General features: G+C 64.5%; 12 protein-coding genes. 6 read left to right on the forward strand and 6 right to left on the reverse strand.

Going from position 1 to position 13,064, the window contains the following annotated elements:
- Positions 1–2,234: phosphoenolpyruvate synthase (gene ppsA, locus NZ849_RS11805; protein WP_367182976.1), on the reverse strand; the 2,234-nt coding region annotated here is incomplete at its 3' end.
- 126 nt (positions 2,235–2,360) lie between these two features.
- On the opposite strand from ppsA, the gene NZ849_RS11810 reads away from it, so the two are divergent.
- The 5 genes from NZ849_RS11810 (at position 2,361) to NZ849_RS11830 (ending at position 7,177) form a co-directional block, all read left to right on the forward strand.
- A complete protein-coding gene (locus NZ849_RS11810) occupies positions 2,361–3,176 on the forward strand; it encodes a pyruvate, water dikinase regulatory protein (protein ID WP_295407811.1) in 816 nt (271 codons plus the stop codon).
- Between the two features lie 115 nt (positions 3,177–3,291).
- Entirely contained in the window at positions 3,292–4,047 is a 756-nt protein-coding gene (sufC, locus tag NZ849_RS11815; protein ID WP_295407814.1) for a Fe-S cluster assembly ATPase SufC, read from the forward strand.
- Between the two features lie 31 nt (positions 4,048–4,078).
- Entirely contained in the window at positions 4,079–5,488 is a 1,410-nt protein-coding gene (gene sufB / locus NZ849_RS11820) for a Fe-S cluster assembly protein SufB (RefSeq protein WP_295407816.1), read from the forward strand.
- Between the two features lie 37 nt (positions 5,489–5,525).
- Positions 5,526–6,860, forward strand: coding sequence for a Fe-S cluster assembly protein SufD (gene sufD / locus NZ849_RS11825; RefSeq protein WP_295407819.1), 1,335 nt, complete (start codon positions 5,526–5,528; stop codon positions 6,858–6,860).
- Between the two features lie 2 nt (positions 6,861–6,862).
- Positions 6,863–7,177, forward strand: a complete 315-nt coding sequence (locus NZ849_RS11830; RefSeq protein WP_295407822.1) for a Rieske (2Fe-2S) protein — start codon at positions 6,863–6,865, stop codon at positions 7,175–7,177.
- A 404-nt stretch (positions 7,178–7,581) separates the two neighbouring features.
- Here NZ849_RS11830 and NZ849_RS11835 read toward each other — a convergent pair whose 3' ends face one another.
- Entirely contained in the window at positions 7,582–8,424 is an 843-nt protein-coding gene (locus NZ849_RS11835) for an isoprenyl transferase (RefSeq protein WP_295407825.1), read from the reverse strand.
- Between the two features lie 173 nt (positions 8,425–8,597).
- Here NZ849_RS11835 and NZ849_RS11840 point away from each other — a divergent pair, with 173 nt between their 5' ends.
- Positions 8,598–10,163, forward strand: a complete 1,566-nt coding sequence (locus NZ849_RS11840) for a hypothetical protein (protein ID WP_295407829.1) — start codon at positions 8,598–8,600, stop codon at positions 10,161–10,163.
- 7 nt (positions 10,164–10,170) lie between these two features.
- Here NZ849_RS11840 and NZ849_RS11845 read toward each other — a convergent pair whose 3' ends face one another.
- From NZ849_RS11845 to dtd, 4 genes are read right to left on the reverse strand one after another with little or no spacing between them, the layout of a single operon-like run.
- On the reverse strand, positions 10,171–11,040 hold the full coding sequence (locus NZ849_RS11845) for an EamA family transporter (protein WP_295407832.1): 870 nt from the start codon (positions 11,038–11,040) through the stop codon (positions 10,171–10,173).
- 3 nt (positions 11,041–11,043) lie between these two features.
- Positions 11,044–11,295, reverse strand: coding sequence for a hypothetical protein (locus tag NZ849_RS11850; protein ID WP_295407835.1), 252 nt, complete (start codon positions 11,293–11,295; stop codon positions 11,044–11,046).
- Between the two features lie 41 nt (positions 11,296–11,336).
- Positions 11,337–12,551, reverse strand: a complete 1,215-nt coding sequence (gene glp, locus NZ849_RS11855; protein WP_295407837.1) for a gephyrin-like molybdotransferase Glp — start codon at positions 12,549–12,551, stop codon at positions 11,337–11,339.
- 35 nt (positions 12,552–12,586) lie between these two features.
- Positions 12,587–13,057 (reverse strand): D-aminoacyl-tRNA deacylase, encoded by a 471-nt coding sequence (gene dtd / locus NZ849_RS11860; RefSeq protein ID WP_295407841.1) that lies wholly within the window; start codon positions 13,055–13,057, stop codon positions 12,587–12,589.
- Positions 13,058–13,064: the final 7 nt, after the last annotated feature.

Raw genomic sequence — 13,064 nt, forward strand, 5'->3', positions numbered from 1 at the left:
CCGCAGATGCCGATGTACTTGCCCATCTTCTTGGCGGCCCCGATGGCGCGGGAGAGCAGGAACTTCACCGCTTCGTCCTGCTCGTCGAAGAGGTCGGCCACCAGCCCCGAGTCGCGGTCGAGGGCCAAGGTGAGCTGGGTAAGGTCATTGGAGCCGATGGAGAAGCCGTCGAAGAGCTCCAGGAACTGCTCGGCCAGGATGGCGTTGGAGGGCACCTCGCACATCATGATGAGCTTGAGGCCGTCCTTGCCGCGCTCGAGGCCGTTCTTCTTCAGAATCTCTATCACCGCTTGGGCCTCGCCCACCGTGCGCACGAAGGGCACCATCACCCAGACATTCTTGAGGCCCTTCTCCTCCCGCACCTCGCGGATGGCGGCGCACTCCAGCGCAAAGGCCTCGGCGAACTCCGGGTTGCGGTAGCGCGAGGCCCCGCGGAAGCCAATCATCGGGTTTTCTTCCTGAGGCTCGTAGCGGCTTCCCCCCAGAAGGTGGGCGTACTCGTTGGACTTGAAGTCTGAAAGCCGCACGATAACCGGATTGGGGGCAAAGGCTGCGGCAATCATGCCGATGCCCTCGGCCAGCTTCTCGCGGTAGAAGGCCACCGGGCTCTCGTAACCGGCGGTGCGGCGGGCGATCTCCTCTTTGAGGTCTTCGGGAAGCCGGTCAAACTCCAGCAGAGCCTTGGGGTGGATGCCGATGGTGTTGTTGATGATGAACTCGAGCCGCGCCAGCCCCACCCCAGCGTTGGGCAGGTGGGCGAAGCTGAAGGCCCGCTCAGGGCTGGCCACGTTCATCATGATCTTGGTGGGGATTTCGGGCATTCTGTCGAGCTCAATCCGCCGCACCTCAAACCGGGGGGTGCCCGCATAGACCCGCCCCACGTCCCCCTCAGCGCAGGAGACCGTGACCACCTGCCCGTCCTTGAGTACCTCGGTGGCCCCGGCCGCCCCCACCACCGCGGGAATGCCCAGCTCCCGGGCCACGATGGCCGCATGGCAGGTGCGCCCGCCCCGGTTGGTCACGATGGCCGCGGCCCGCTTCATCACCGGCTCCCAGTCGGGGTCGGTCATGTCGGCCACCAGTACGTCGCCGGGCTCCACCTTGTGCATCTCTCGGGGGTGGTGGATGACCCGCACCCTACCCGTTCCAATGCGCTGCCCCACTGCCCGGCCCGTCACCAGCACCTCGCCCCGCTCCTTCATGAGGAAGCGCTCGATGACCCGGCTGGCACGGCTCTGCACCGTTTCGGGCCGGGCCTGCAGGATGTAGATCTGCCCGTCCAGGCCGTCCTTGGCCCACTCGATGTCCATCGGACGGCCGTAGTGCTGCTCGATCAGGAGGGCCTGGCGGGCCAGTTCCAGCACCTCGGCGTCGGAAAGGGCAAAGCGGCTTCGCTCCTCGAGGGAGGTGGGCACCGCCACCACCCCCTGCCCCTCCCCGGCGTAGACCATCTTCTGCAGCTTGCTCCCCAGGGTGCGCTGCAGGATGGTGTTGCGCCCCTCCAGGAGCCCCGGCTTGTAGACGTAGAACTCGTCCGGGTTCACCCCCCCTTGCACCAGCAGCTCGCCCAGGCCGTAGGTGGCGGTGATGAAGACCACGTCGCGGAAGCCCGACTCGGTGTCCAGGGTAAAGGCCACGCCGCTCGCGCCCAGGTCGCTGCGCACCATGCGCTGCACCCCTGCCGAAAGGGCCACCTCCTCGTGAGCGAAGCCGTGGTGGACTCGGTAAGCGATGGCCCGGTCGTTGTAAAGCGAGGCAAAGACCTTCTTTATGTGTAGCAGGACGCTGTCCACGCCTTTTACGTTCAAGAAGGTCTCCTGCTGCCCGGCAAAGCTGGCCTCGGGCAGGTCCTCGGCGGTGGCGCTGGAGCGCACCGCAACAGAAAGCCCGCCCTTGGAGGCGGACTCGAGGCGGATGTAAGCGTCTACGATGGCTACCTCTAGAGCCCTGGGTAGCTCAGCTTCCTCCACCCACCTCCGAATCTCGGCCCCTACCCGGGCCAGCTCAGCCACATCCTCTACGTTCAGGTTTTTCAGGGCCTGGGCGATTCGCTCCTCTAGCCGGTTGTGCTTTAGGAAGTCTCGGAAGGCCTCGGCTGTGGTGGCGAACCCCCCGGGCACCCGCACCCCAGCTTGGGACAGGTGGGCCATCATCTCGCCCAAGGAGGCGTTCTTGCCACCGACCTGCTCCAGGTCTTTCATGCCTATGGTTTCAAACCAACGGATGTAGGCCATGGTGCACCTCGGTGTTCTTGATGGTAGGCTGGAAAAGGCAAGCGTTGGAGTAGGGCCATCTGGTGTAGATAAGGCCCCCAATCTGGTGTATATTGCGCTACACACGTAAATTACACTAGGCGTGCCATGCAACGCACGGTGTTCATCGTCTCTGACCACACCGGCCTCATCGCCGAGTCGGTGGCGCGGAGCCTGCTAGCCCAGTTCGAAGGGGTTGCGTTTCGCTACGTAATGCGGCCCTTCACCGATAGCGAGGAGGAGGTCTACGAGCTTCTGTACGAGATAAACGCCACCTTCGAGCGGGAGGGGGTGCGGCCCATTGTCTTCTCCACCCTAGCCAACCCGGCCCTCAACGACCAGCTAAAGACCGCCCCGGCGCTGCACTTTGACCTTTTTCGCACCTACCTAGGGGAGCTCGAGCGCGAGCTGGGCCGTCCGCCCACGGGCCGGGTGGGGCGGCTGCACAGCATAAGCGACCGCAACTACTTCGCCCGCATCGAGGCGGTGGACTTTGCCCTGGCTACCGACGATGGTCTGGGGGAGCGCTACTACCAGATGGCGGACGTAATCCTGGTAGGGGTGAGCCGGGCGGGAAAGACCCCTACCTGCCTGTTTCTGGGGATGCAGTACGGCATCCGGGCTTCCAACTACCCCCTGGCCGAGGCCGACTTTGAGCGCGAGGCCCTGCCGGAGCCCATCCGCCCATACCGCCAGAAGGTCTTTGGCCTCACCATCCAGCCCTTTCGGCTCCACCAAATTCGCACCCAACGCAAGCCCGGCAGTCGGTACGCTTCGCTGGAGCAGTGCGAGTACGAGGTGCGCCGGGCGGAGCAGATGTTCCGCCGGCTGGGCATCCGCCACTTCGACACCACCAGCGCCTCGGTGGAGGAGATTGCCGCCAACATCATGCAGACCGCGGGCCTTCGGCGGCGCATAGACTGAACGCTGAGAAATCCCAACTAAACTACTATACTTTCTTGAAAATAGGGCGTATACTGCTAGTTGCAAGCGATTCGCAGTAAGGTCTGCGGGCGTTTGCAACCAGAGGGGAAACAACATGGCCAACGAGCTTGAAATCCGCAACCTGCATGCCCGTATTGTGGACGGCGAAGCCATTCTCAAAGGGGTCAACCTGGTGGTGCCTAAGGGGCAGATCCACGCGGTGATGGGTCCCAACGGGGCCGGGAAGAGCACCTTGGGCAAGGTGATTGCGGGCGACCCGGGCTACGAGGTAACCCAGGGCGACATCCTGGTGGACGGGGAGAGCATCCTGGAGCTCGGACCCGACGAGCGGGCCCGCAAGGGGCTCTTCCTGGCCTTCCAGTACCCGGTGGAGGTGCCGGGGGTTTCCAACGCCAACTTCCTGCGCCTGGCCCTTCAGGCCAAGCGGGGCGAGGAGGTGAGCGTCCAGGAGTTCTACGCCAAGCTGCAGAAAGCCCTGGAGACCCTCGAGTGGGATGAGAGCATCCTGACCCGCTACCTCAACGACGGCTTCTCCGGTGGCGAGAAGAAGCGCAACGAGATTATGCACATGATGGTTCTGGAGCCCATCTACGCCATCCTGGACGAGACCGACTCGGGGCTGGACATCGACGCCCTTAAGCTCGTGGCCAAGGGGGTGAACGCCATGCGGGGTCCCAACTTCGGTGCGCTGCTCATCACCCACTACCAGCGGATCCTGAACTACATCGTGCCCGATGCGGTGCACGTGATGATCGATGGCCGCATCGTGACCTCGGGCGGCCCTGAGCTGGCCATGAAGCTCGAGGAGCAGGGCTACGACTGGGTCAAGGAGCTGGCTCTGGCCAACTAGCCGATGGCCGTCATGGCCGAAGGGAGCTGCTATGTCCGAGAATTTCCTGGTAGAAGACATCGGGAACGAATACAAATACGGCTTTGTGGACGAGGTTCAACCGGTTTGGAAGGCCGAGAAGGGGCTTTCTAGGCGGGTGGTGGAGGCCATCAGCTACCACAAGGAGGAGCCCGCCTGGATGCTCCAGTTCCGCCTCAAGGCGCTGGAGATTTACCAGGCTAAACCGGTGCCCACCTGGGGGGCTGACCTCTCGGGGCTCAACATGGACGAGATCTACTTCTACGCCAAGCCCACCGAGAAGCGCGACGCCCAGAGCTGGGACGAGGTGCCCGAGGCCATCCGCCGCACCTACGAGCGGCTGGGTATTCCCGAGGCCGAGCGCAGGGTGTTGGCTGGGGTGGGGGCGCAGTACGACTCGGAGATGGTCTACCACCAGGTGCGCGAGGAGCTCAAGCGCCAGGGGGTTATCTTCGTCTCCATTGAGGAGGGGCTCAAGCACTACGAGGACCTCTTCCGCGAGTACTTCGCCACCGTGGTTCCCCCGGAAGACAACAAGTACGCCGCACTCAACTCCGCGGTCTGGTCGGGGGGAAGCTTTGTGTACGTGCCTAAAGGGGTCAAGGTGGAGCTGCCCCTGCAGGCCTACTTCCGGGTGAACACCGCCGAGCTCGGGCAGTTTGAGCGCACCCTGATCATCGTGGACGAAGGTGCGGAGGTCCACTACATTGAGGGTTGCACCGCACCTGTCTACACCACCGATTCCTTCCACTCTGGAGTGATTGAGATTGTGGTCAACCAGGGGGCCCGTAGCCGCTACACCACCATCCAGAACTGGCCTCACAACATGTACAACCTGGTCACCCAGCGGGCCATCGTAAAGAAGGACGCCTACCACATGTGGCTGGATGGCAACCTGGGTTCCAAGGTGACCATGAAGTATCCCTCTTCCTACCTGGTGGAGGAAGGGGCCCGCTCGGACATTCTCTCCATTGCCTTCGCCAACACCGGCCAGCACCAAGATGCCGGCGGCAAGCTCATCTTCGCGGCCTCCCATACCGGAGGTTCCATCGTCTCCAAGTCCATCTCCAAGGGCTCGGGTCGCAGCAGCTACCGGGGTCTGATTAAGGTCTACGAGGGGGCCAAGCACGTCAAGGTGAACGTGGAGTGCGATGCCCTCCTCATCAATGAGGAGTCCCGTACCGACACTTACCCCTACATGGAGATTGAGGACGACACCGCCACCGTGGGCCACGAGGCCACCGTAAGCCGCCTCAACGACGAGCAGATCTTCTACCTGCAAAGCCGGGGCCTGCCCGAAGACGAGGCCGCCGCGCTGATTGTTCGGGGATTCATTGAGCCGGTGGCCAAGGAGCTGCCGCTCGAGTACGCCGTAGAGCTCAACCGGCTGATTGAGCTGGAGATGGAAGGGTCGGTGGGCTAGCCGACCGGAAACCGCCCATCTGGATGGAAAATTTGCTATGGAGCTGACCACTGCCCTTTCCCGCGACCTGGTTTTAGGTCTTTCCCAGTCGCTTGGCGAGCCCGAGTGGCTCCAGAACCAGCGCCTGGCGGCCTGGGAGACCTTCGTGAAGCTGCCCTACCCCACCACCCGCACCGAAGAGTGGAAGTACACCGATATCTCCGAGGTGCCCTTTGAATCGCTGGCCCTCGAGCGGCCCACCGGGCGGAAGGGGGCCATCCCGGAAGCTGTGCAGGCCCGCATTGCCCAGGCCGACCTGGCCGGCTATGCCGTGTTTGTGGGCTCTGACCTGGTGCACGTGGAGTTGCCGGAAGCCTACCGGGCCCAGGGGGTCATCTTCACGGGCCTACACGAGGTGTTGAAGGAACGCCCCGAGCTGGTTAGGGAAAACCTCTTCAAGACGGTGAACTGGAACGACCTGGTGGGCCCCCAGGCCCGCCGGCCAGAGAATTCCAAGATTCCTGCCCTGAACGCGGCCCTCTTCACCCACGGGGTGTTCCTCTACGTGCCCAAGGGGGTGGAGTTCAGCAAGCCCATCGGGGTCTTTAAGTACCTCGAGGGGGGCCACCTCTCCGCCTCGCGCACCCTGATTGTGGGGGATGTCAACAGCCAGGCAGTCTACATCGAGGAGTACATTTCTCCGACCCAGGTAGCCCCTTCGGTCAACACCTCGGCCACCGAGATCGTGCTCAAGCAGGGGGCCAAGGTGCGCCACGCCCACATCCAGCTTTTGGGCCAGGGCTTCTACCACTTCCACCGTCAGCGGGCCCTTCTGGAGCGGGACGCGGCCCTGAACGATCTGGTGGTGAACATGGGGGCCAGCCTGAGCCGGGCCGAGGTGCAGTCGGAGATGCTGGGGCCGGGTTCGGCCTCGGAGATGCTGGGCCTGTACTTCACCACCGGAACGCAGCACGTGGACCACTACACCCTGCAGCACCACGTGGCCGACCACGCCTACTCCGACGTGCTCTACAAGGGCGCGGCCAAGGACCAAAGCCGCACCGTCTACGCCGGCCTCATCAAGGTGGAGCAGGGGGCCCAGAAGACCGACGCCTACCAGACCAACCGCAACCTGCTCCTCTCGGAGGACGCCCGGGCCGACTCGGTGCCCCAGCTCGAGATTGGGGCCAACGACGTGAAGTGTTCCCACGGCTCCTCCACCGCCCCGGTGGCCCCGGAGGAGCTCTTCTACCTGATGAGCCGCGGTCTGCCCCGCCACATGGCCCAGCAGATTCTGGTCAAGGGCCACATGGCCGATGTGCTCACCCGCATTCCCATTGAGCCTCTTCGGCAGTACATCGAGAGCATCATTGAGGAGAAGGTCCGGGTCTAGGCATGTGGACGCCCGTTGCCAAGCTCGAGGACTTCCAGAACGGCCGCCTGGTCGTGCGGGTGGAAGGGGAGAAGACCCCTGTGCTGTTGCTCTACACCGGTGAGGAGGTCTTTGCCATCGCCGATGTTTGCACCCACGACAAGAACCCCCTCTCCGATGGCCCCCTAGACCTTACCCCAGGGGCCGAGACCATCCAGTGCACCCGCCACGGCGCCCGCTTTAGTCTGCGCACGGGCAAGGCCACCCTGCCCGCCCCTCGGCCGGTGAAGGTTTATCCCGCCAGGCTCGAGGAAGGCCAGGTCTGGCTGGACGTGTGAGGCCTCGCAGGGCGGCCGGGGCTTCCCCGGCCGCCGCGCTTTGGGTTCGTGCTGGGCCCAGTTGCCGAAAACGCCAGCACCGCTTGCCCGTGAGAGCGGGTTTTCCGCCCGATTCCAGCGCAGGGGCTCCGGTCACGCGCCCCGTTTTGGAAGGGGCTGCCCTCCCGTCGCCAACGGATAGCACCAAAAGCCCCCATGCGCAGTGCGCCCGTTGGCGGGAGCAAAAGCTGGCTGGGAAGGCCCCCGAGCCGGGTCAGAAGAGCGGGGAGGTGCTCGCCCTGGACCAAGGTGGCCCACGGGGAGCAGCACTCTGGGCGGGAGGGGTGCGGGTGCTGCTGTTTTGCGGCTCTTGGGCAGATAGCCGACAACCCGTCCTGGTTGCTCGAGGGCTGTAGGCCCGCCCCTCAGTGGCCGAAGCGGCGCTCGCGCCGCTGGTAGTCGCGCACTGCACGCAAAAAATCCAGCCTGCGGAAGGCTGGCCAGAAGGCGTCGAAGAAGTAGTATTCGCTGTAGGCCGACTGCCACAGCAAAAACCCCGACAACCGAATTTCTCCTGAGGTGCGGATGATGAAGTCGGGGTCGGGAACCCCTGCGGTATAAAGCCGTTCGGAGATGTGCTGCAAATCCAGCTCCTCAGCCAGCTCCTCGGGGGACTTACCGGTTTGAGCGGCTTCCAGGAGCAGGCTTTTGACCGCATCCACTATCTCCTCGCGGCCACCGTAGCCCATGGCGATTTGCAACAGCATACCGCTGTGGTGGGCGGTGGCCCGCTCCAGCTCCTCTAGGGCCTCTAGCACCTTGGGGGGGAAGCGGTCATGGCGACCTATGACCCGTACCCGCACCTCGTTGGCGTGGATGCGCGGGTCCTGGGCCATGCGTTTGGCCTCGCGCACAAAGAGCCCCATCAGGGTTTCCACTTCAGCGGGGCTGCGCTTCCAGTTGTCGGTGGAGAAGACCCAGATGGTCACGGTGGGAATGCCCAGCTCCAAGCACCACTCCAGCACCTCGTAGGCTTTCTGCACACCGAACTCGTGTCCCTCATGCCCCGGCAGCCCCAGCTCGCGGGCAAAGCGTCGGTTGCCGTCCAAAATCAGCCCCAGGTGTTTGGGTAGCTGCCCCTGTCGCACCTCGGCCTCAATGCGCTGTTCGTACCACCAATACAGGGGCTTGAGCAGAACCTCGGCCAGCTTTACGAGCCGCTTCCTCAGGGAAGTTTTGGGCGCGCGGACAGGGGAAGTGGGCGCCATGAATCACCTCAACCCTCACCATCTTAGCGAGGAGTGTGGGCCAATCGTAAGAAAAAGGAGCGCTTTCACCGGCCAGGTTCGGGAAATTAAGGTTTTTGTAACGCCGCTTTGGGCAAACTGAGGCTGAGCGGGCTTCCTGGAAACGGGTGGGCCCTTTGGCAAGGAGGGGGTTTATGGCGCTGCGTTTGTTGTTGGCGTTGGTACTGTGGGGATGGGCTTGGAGCCAAGGGGTGGGCAATGGACGCCACACCGATAGCCTGCACGGGTTCTCGGTTCTGGTGCCGGAGGGCTACCAGGTCAAGCTTCCGCCCTATGGGCTTCTCATAGGCGATTTGGAAGGACTGATCCTGGTGCGAGGAGCTCCTCTAAAGGACCCCCGCGGGGTGGTGGGGGCCCTTGTGGAGGAAGCCCGGTGGTTCTCCGGAGGAAAAGCCCAGCACCACTACAAGGAGGTACCCGGTGGGCTTTTGGTGTTGGCTCGAGGTCTGGCCTACCCCTACCATCTGGCTGATAACCTTGCCGGTCTGCCCCAAGGTGCCCTTCAGGATGGCTTCCTGAGGTCGCTGTCGTACGAGGTCGCCCATCTGCTCGTACCCGGAAGCCGAAGCCTGCTCGTGGTGAGCGTTTATCTGCCCAAGGATGCCTCGCCCGCCCTGCGCAGGCAAACCCTCTCGGTTTTGCGCTCCCTAGAGTTTCTTCCCCAGTCCTCGCGGGTGGCCTACGAGACCCAGGTGGTGCGCGACCCGGTTTTGCGGATGGAGGCCTTCTATGCGCCAGTGCCCCGGGGCTTCACTTTCCAGGGCGGGCTGGTTCCCGTGAACAGCACCATGCGCTCGCTGGCCTTTTCGCTCCAGGGCATGGGGGCCTCTTTGCGAGCGGACCTGCTTTACGCCGAAGGAAGCGCCCTTCAGACGGGGTTTGGCGGCAGTGCCGTCAGCCGAATCATCTGGAATGGGCAGGCCAGCCAGTTCCAGGGTTTTCTCTGCCCCAGCTCGGCTTCTGAGGTGGCAGAGCTTCTGACCACCCTTTGGGCCCAGGAGAAGGGGGCTTCGTGGCGGGTTCAGAAACTCGAGGCCGTAAAAACCCCGACTAACCGAGTCTACCGTCGCATCCAGGAGATAAAGGCCCAGGAAGAGGCCGCCGCCTTGATGGGGTTGCCGGTGGTGCCTCGGCAGTACCGCCCCAACTTCACCCTTCGGGCCGGGTCGGGAGACCAGGTGCGGGAAGCCCATATCACCGGGCAGGTAACCGCTTTTTCGCGGGCCGACTACATCGCCCAGGACGCGAGCTGCTTTACCCAGCTGGGGGTGGTGCTGGGCGAGGGTAGTTCCGCCGCCTTGGCCCAGGCCATGCCGGTCTTCCGGGGCTTCCTGATGGGGCTACGGACGAACCCCGATTGGCCCTGGCAGGAGGCCCAGCGGGCCCAGCAGCAGAGCAAGACGACCACCCGGGTGGTGCTTGGGTGGCTGCGCGAGCAGCGGGAGTTCAACAGCTGGATGAGCCGGAGCTGGAGCAACCTGCTCTCCGACCAAACCTACACGCGCGACCCCTCGACGGGCGAGGTCTTCCGCGCCTACAAGGCCTCTTTTGATACGGGAACCTTCTGGCGCGATCCGGTCTTTGGGGGGGTGGTGGGCGCCGTGGAGCGGGAGGGCAGCCTGGAGGGGCTTCTGCGCCAGGGAGGGTGGCGGCAGCTCGAGGAGTCCCTCTCCGGCCTGCCGGGCACATGGCGCAGGTAGCCCAGCCTCAGGCGTTTTTGGGTTGGTCCCTAGGGTTGTCCTGTGGGCCGAGCACCATCCAAACCACCCCCAGGAGCACCAGCCCGGCCCCCAGGTAGCCCAAGGGACTGAAGCGCTCCCCCCAGAAGAGCCAGGCGGCTAGGGCAGCCACCACCGGCTCCAGGGTGGCCACCACCGAGGCCCGGGTGGCCTCGAGCCGCTTCAGCCCGGCAAAGTAGAGCGTAACTGCGAAAAAGGTGGAGGCCACGGTGAGGAAGCCAATGGCTGCCCAGGCTTCGGCAGTTTTGGGGGCGAAGCGCACGAAGGGAAGGAGCCCTAGCGCCCCCACTGGCAGGGCATAGAGGAAGAGCGTGGGGGTGCTGTACCTGCCCAGGTACAGCTTTCCGAAGAGGTAGTAGGTGGCGTAGGTTAGGGCTGAGAGCAGCCCCCATAGGACCGCCGCTGCGGTGATTCGCGCCTCACCCCCCTGCAGGCTGACCAGGGCCACCCCCAGCAGGGTCAGCCCCACCGCCGAGAGCTTGTGGGGTCCCATCGGCTCACGTAGGAGGAGCCAGGATAGAAGGGCCACGATGGCCGGAGCGGTGTACAGGAGCACTGAGGCCAGGGCTGCCCCTCCGTTTTGGATGGCGAGCTGGTAGGCCCCGTAGAAGAGTGAAACCCCCACCAGACCAAACCCCACCACTGCCCAGCGGTCGGCGGGCTCAACCCGCACCTGGCCGAGGATAAAGGCCTGGGCTCCAAAGAGCACCCCGCCCAGTGCGGCCCGCCAGAAGGCCACCTCGAGGGGGCTCACCCCCGCTGCAAAGGCCCACTTGGAAACCACCCCCAACAGCCCCCAGAGGAAGGCTGCTGCGGCAACGTAGAGGTACCCCGCCACGGCCTACTTGGTCCGGCCGTTGCGGCGGCCCAGCAGGCTCAGCACTAGCCCCAGCCCCAGGAGCAGCCCCGAGCCGAAGACCACCAGATAGGTCGCCCAAAGGCGGGGGTTCACGTTGTAAAAGTCGCGGCTGCGCTGGGCGGTTAGGGCCACCAGGTAGTCGCGAATGGTGATGAAGTTCATAGTGGCTAGAACAATAGCCAAAATCAGCAGAACCAGGCCCAGAATCAAGGAGATACGCCCCAAGACGTTCATGGCCCCAGTCTACCGAATTTGTCGGTCTGGCGTTTTTGTCCCTAGTTTTCTGGGAAGGGAATGGCCAACAGCACCTCCCCTACGCCTTTTGAAGCTCCTGCTTCCACCGCCACCAGGGCGTTGCCTAGGGCCATGGAGTGAAGCACCACGCTGGACTGGTTGCCCGTGGAGGCCGCCCGATACTCTCCCTTTTCCCAGCGCAGCACCGCCCGGCGGTAGGCCCGGCGGGTCGGGTGGGCCTCAAAGGGGGTCTCCGCCACCGCCTCAACCTGCTGGTAGGGTGGGTCGTTGCGGCCCAGCAGACGGAACAGCAGGGGTCGGCCGAAGAGCAGGAAGGTAACCATGGTCGAGACCGGGTTGCCGGGCAGGCCCAGCAGGGGCAGACCCCGCCAGGTGGCGAAGAGCAGGGGCCCCCCGGGCTGTATCCGCACCCGCCAAAAGTGCACCTCCCCCTCCCGCTCAACTAGCTGACGCACGATGTCGTAATCCCCCATGGAGACCCCCCCCGAGGTGAGGAGAAGGTCAAGGGGGCCCGCCTGGGCAAGCCGGGCGCGTAGACCCTCTATATCGTCGTGGGCCCTTCCTAGGGGAATCGGCTCTCCTCCGGCCTCCGCTACCAGCCCGGTCAGGGCGTAGCCATTGGCGTTGTAGACGCCCCCGTAGGGAAGAGGCTGGCCCGGCTCCACCACCTCGTCGCCGGTGACCAGGATGCCCACTCGAGGTCGCCGCACCACTGGAAGGCTGGCGTGGCCCAGGGCCGCGGCCAGGGCCACCCGTCCTGGGGTGAGGCGGTCGCCTTTGAACAGATAGGTTTTTCCTTCTGTCAGGTCGGTCCCCTGCGGCCGGATGTCGGAGGGGGTGGCGGGCTTCAGAAGCCAGACGAAGTCGCCCTCCCGCCGGGTGTCCTCCACCCGTACCACGGCATCGGCTCCAGGTGGTATGGGTGCCCCAGTAAAGACCTGTACGGCCTCGCCGGGTCCAACCCGCCCCTCGAAGGGCCTGCCGGCGGGAGATACCCCGATAACCCGGAGCCGCACCGGGCTATCGGGCTGGGCGGTGTGGCTGTCGGCTTCACGGCAGGCATAGCCGTCCACTGCGGTGTCGTTGGTCTGGGGGTGGTTGACTTTGGCGGCCAGGTCAGCCCCTAGGGTTCGCCCGAAGGCCGCGGTCAGAGGCAGATGCTCCAGCTCGGCGATGGGGCGGGCTCGTTCTAGGATGGCTTCCAGGGCCTCTTCGGCGCTGAGGTTTTGCCGCATGGGCTTAATTAAAACCCAAGCGGGGCCCGGGGTGCCTAGTCGTGCTGACGGCGGGGGCTATGCCGTTCGCTGGAGTCCAGTATCAGGGTTACTGGCCCATTGTTGACCAGGTGGACCTCCATGTGGGCTTGGAAGACCCCAGTCTCCACGTGCAGGCCTTGCGCGGCAAGCAGGTCGCAGAAGCGCTCGTAGAGCCGCCTTCCCTCTTCGGGGGAGGCAGCTTGGGTAAAGCTGGGCCGGTTGCCCCTACGGGTGTCGCCGTACAGGGTGAACTGTGAGACCACCAACACCTCACCCCCAACCTCCAGGAGGGCCCGGTTCATCTTCCCCTCGAGGTCGGGGAAGACCCGCAGCCCGGCAATCTTCCGGGCTAGGTAAGCGGCGTCCTCCTGGGAGTCACCCCGACCTACCCCGAGCAGGACCAGAAGCCCCTGGCCGATCTGGCCCACCGGCTGGCCCTCTACCACCACCCGGGCTTCCTTGACTCGCTGAACCACCGCGCGCACGCCCAGA

It is taken from the genome of Meiothermus sp., from assembly GCF_025060375.1.
Classification (GTDB): domain Bacteria; phylum Deinococcota; class Deinococci; order Deinococcales; family Thermaceae; genus Meiothermus.

What these genes read in the sequence shown, in the direction of transcription:
- NZ849_RS11810 (WP_295407811.1), top strand. Translation starts at nt 2,361, where the DNA reads ATGCAACGCACGGTGTTCATCGTCTCTGACCACACCGGCCTCATCGCC.
- sufC (WP_295407814.1), top strand. Translation starts at nt 3,292, where the DNA reads ATGGCCAACGAGCTTGAAATCCGCAACCTGCATGCCCGTATTGTGGAC.
- sufB (WP_295407816.1), top strand. Translation starts at nt 4,079, where the DNA reads ATGTCCGAGAATTTCCTGGTAGAAGACATCGGGAACGAATACAAATAC.
- sufD (WP_295407819.1), top strand. Translation starts at nt 5,526, where the DNA reads ATGGAGCTGACCACTGCCCTTTCCCGCGACCTGGTTTTAGGTCTTTCC.
- NZ849_RS11830 (WP_295407822.1), top strand. Translation starts at nt 6,863, where the DNA reads ATGTGGACGCCCGTTGCCAAGCTCGAGGACTTCCAGAACGGCCGCCTG.
- NZ849_RS11835 (WP_295407825.1), bottom strand. Translation starts at nt 8,424, where the DNA reads ATGGCGCCCACTTCCCCTGTCCGCGCGCCCAAAACTTCCCTGAGGAAG.
- NZ849_RS11840 (WP_295407829.1), top strand. Translation starts at nt 8,598, where the DNA reads ATGGCGCTGCGTTTGTTGTTGGCGTTGGTACTGTGGGGATGGGCTTGG.
- NZ849_RS11850 (WP_295407835.1), bottom strand. Translation starts at nt 11,295, where the DNA reads ATGAACGTCTTGGGGCGTATCTCCTTGATTCTGGGCCTGGTTCTGCTG.
- glp (WP_295407837.1), bottom strand. Translation starts at nt 12,551, where the DNA reads ATGCGGCAAAACCTCAGCGCCGAAGAGGCCCTGGAAGCCATCCTAGAA.